This window comes from Methanobrevibacter sp. (genome assembly GCF_045577275.1).
Lineage (GTDB): Archaea > Methanobacteriota > Methanobacteria > Methanobacteriales > Methanobacteriaceae > Methanobrevibacter.
Genome location: NZ_JAZNIB010000307.1, coordinates 1 through 2,443, shown reverse-complemented (window position 1 = coordinate 2,443; position 2,443 = coordinate 1). Strand labels below are relative to the sequence as shown.

The window sequence follows — 2,443 nt, the reverse complement described above, 5'->3', positions numbered from 1 at the left end:
GCATCATGCCCATTCATATTGTCTGAAGTTAAAAACACTGTGGTTGCATCCACACTTTCAGCAAATATTGGGGCTAATATGACCAATGATAAAATCAATATTGGAATAATCTTTTTCATAGTTTGAACTCTTAATTGGTTTTTAATAAATTTTTAAATAATTCTAATTTTTGAAGAAATTAAAATACTTCTGGATCTACTTCTAGAACCCATTTGATGGTGTCTAATCTTATATCATTTGTCCAAATCATTCCATGGACTCTAGCTTTTAATTCAGCATTGTTCGCTTCAGATGCTTCCACATATTTTGCTTCTAATTCATCAGCTCTTCTTTCGAATTTTTCAAGCAAGTCAAGAGTTTGCTCTTCATTGTTTATTAACAAGCTTGTTAACATAATTGATTGCAATTCGGACCCTGCAAGGATAACCTTTTGTTCATTGCTTAAGTTATCTTCTTCAGCTCTTAATGCTGCAGTTATATCGTTTAATTTCTCTATTTTTTCTTCCATTTCTTCTTTTGTTCTCATTTTATAATCTCCAATAAGTCTTAATAAATTAGTTCATATGTTATTTTATTTTTCCATATCCCAATTAACAGGTTTTTTCTTTCGTCTTCCCCATTTGGTGGATTTCCACATTCCAGTATTTCTGTTGGTCATGCCTTCTCTCAAATCAATTCTATCTTCAGGCATGTTTTTAGGATCAATTTCCTTTTTTTCAGTTAAATTATTTCCGCATTGGCTGCAAAACTTTGCATTTGGGTCAAAGAGTTTTGCTCCACATTTTGGACAAAATTGGTTCATTATTTCACCTTCAATTTTTAAGCTTAATTTTTAAGTTATTATTATTAAACTTTATTTTCAAATTATAATTTAATTATTATTTTAATCGCTTTTATAGATATCTATAAATAATTAGTAAAATAATCTTTAATTATTAAAACTAAAATTTTAAGATAATTTTCTCGATTTAGGTGCATAAAATGGCTGATGATATTATTGACATTGAGGATTACGAAGTAAAGGATACACAAATTGTAGAAACTTCAGATGAAGATGATTACAAAGGGCAATACAATCAAAGGGAATATGATAATCAAGGTGCCACAACAGGATTCTATAAATCATTTTCATTGAATAATACTTCCTTATTGATCATTGGAATGGTTGTCCTTTTATTGGTGGTTATTTTCATAATGACTTTTGATTAATCCATTCAAAATTCAATCATCATATAAAATATAATTTTTACTGATATAATGTTTGATTTAGCTAAATGTTTTGAAAGATTTTCATTTGAGAAAAATGATAAGAACTTCAGGGCTTATAATCTTATAATATTGGTTTTGGCATTATCCCTTTATCTGCTGAACAATCATTTTCTTCATGAAATCAATTGGTTTTTCATGTTTTACTTCAATGATTTTCTAGCTATTGTGGTTTTGTTAAGCTTTTTGAATATTGTCTATCCTTTTAAGCTGACAAATCTTTGGTTAATAATTATTGTAACTGCCTTGGCATCATTTGTATGGGAATATGTTGCCTTATTCATAAAGAAAGGCGCCATATTTGATCCAATGGACATTATTTGCTATTTCGGATCTATGGTCATTTATTTGATTATATTGTACTTTATAGAAGGGAAAATCAACACTTCAATTTAATTCATTATTTGCGTATGTGATATTATGGAAAACAATTCAAATTACTCTCCGGAATACAGATATCTTCTCAATTTTTCATTTTCACAAAAGAGATTAGGTGCAAATGAGAATGCTCCGGATTATTCATCATCTTCAAAATCCTGCATGAGTTCAAATGTGATATCTGAAACATCCCTGGAAGAAGATTATATTTTGCTAAAGAAGAAATCATTGCTTAAACGTAAATCTATGGGTTCTTTGAAGATATTTTTCAGTGAAATAATTGATTTGAAGCTTAACAAGTCCGATTTGTCATCATTATATTCATCTATCGTGATCGTTTATTCAAAAAACGGTTATACTAAACATCTAATTGTCTTAAGCAGCAGCGATGGTTTTGCTGTAAGATGGTTCTATGATGAGTTGGTTGTAAGGCATTCCCTTAAGAAATCCAACTTGGACAAACCGGATATTCTTAAATCAAATGAAGAGAACTTTTTAAATGAAAATGATGACAATTCAAAGGATTCTGATAATTTTGATAATTTTATGAATCAGATGAATGCAGAAATATCTGATAAAAGAAAGAAACAGATTTCTAAGCAAATGAAATTTGACAGATGTTCAAGTGGCGAATATTGATTTTAAACTTTTTTCATATTTTATCCAATTTATCCTTTTATTCTTATTCTAATTTTATTCTAACTTTATTCTATTTTTATTAAATTTTTTCATTATAATCGAACTATTTTTTTCAAATTATTCTCTAATAGATAAGTTAAAATATTTTATTAAATATATA

At 28.0% G+C, this 2,443-nt stretch carries 5 protein-coding genes; 3 read left to right on the top strand and 2 right to left on the bottom strand.

Going from position 1 to position 2,443, the window contains the following annotated elements; genetic code table 11:
- Positions 1 to 178: 178 nt before the first annotated feature.
- Positions 179 to 526, bottom strand: coding sequence for a hypothetical protein (locus ACKI67_RS08800; RefSeq protein WP_407463164.1), 348 nt, complete (start codon positions 524 to 526; stop codon positions 179 to 181).
- A gap of 45 nt (positions 527 to 571) precedes the next feature.
- Positions 572 to 802, bottom strand: a complete 231-nt coding sequence (locus ACKI67_RS08795) for a zinc-ribbon domain-containing protein (RefSeq protein ID WP_407463163.1) — start codon at positions 800 to 802, stop codon at positions 572 to 574.
- A gap of 179 nt (positions 803 to 981) precedes the next feature.
- Here ACKI67_RS08795 and ACKI67_RS08790 point away from each other — a divergent pair, with 179 nt between their 5' ends.
- Genes ACKI67_RS08790 through ACKI67_RS08780 form a run of 3 tightly spaced genes read left to right on the top strand, consistent with a single transcriptional unit; the run spans position 982 to position 2,283 of the window.
- On the top strand, positions 982 to 1,209 hold the full coding sequence (locus ACKI67_RS08790; protein WP_407463162.1) for a hypothetical protein: 228 nt from the start codon (positions 982 to 984) through the stop codon (positions 1,207 to 1,209).
- Positions 1,210 to 1,257: 48 nt separating this feature from the next.
- Positions 1,258 to 1,662 (top strand): hypothetical protein, encoded by a 405-nt coding sequence (locus tag ACKI67_RS08785; protein ID WP_407463161.1) that lies wholly within the window; start codon positions 1,258 to 1,260, stop codon positions 1,660 to 1,662.
- Positions 1,663 to 1,686: 24 nt separating this feature from the next.
- Positions 1,687 to 2,283 carry a hypothetical protein gene (locus ACKI67_RS08780; protein WP_407463160.1) on the top strand — a complete coding sequence of 199 codons (597 nt, stop codon included), beginning with the start codon at positions 1,687 to 1,689 and terminating at the stop codon, positions 2,281 to 2,283.
- Positions 2,284 to 2,443 lie beyond the last annotated feature (160 nt).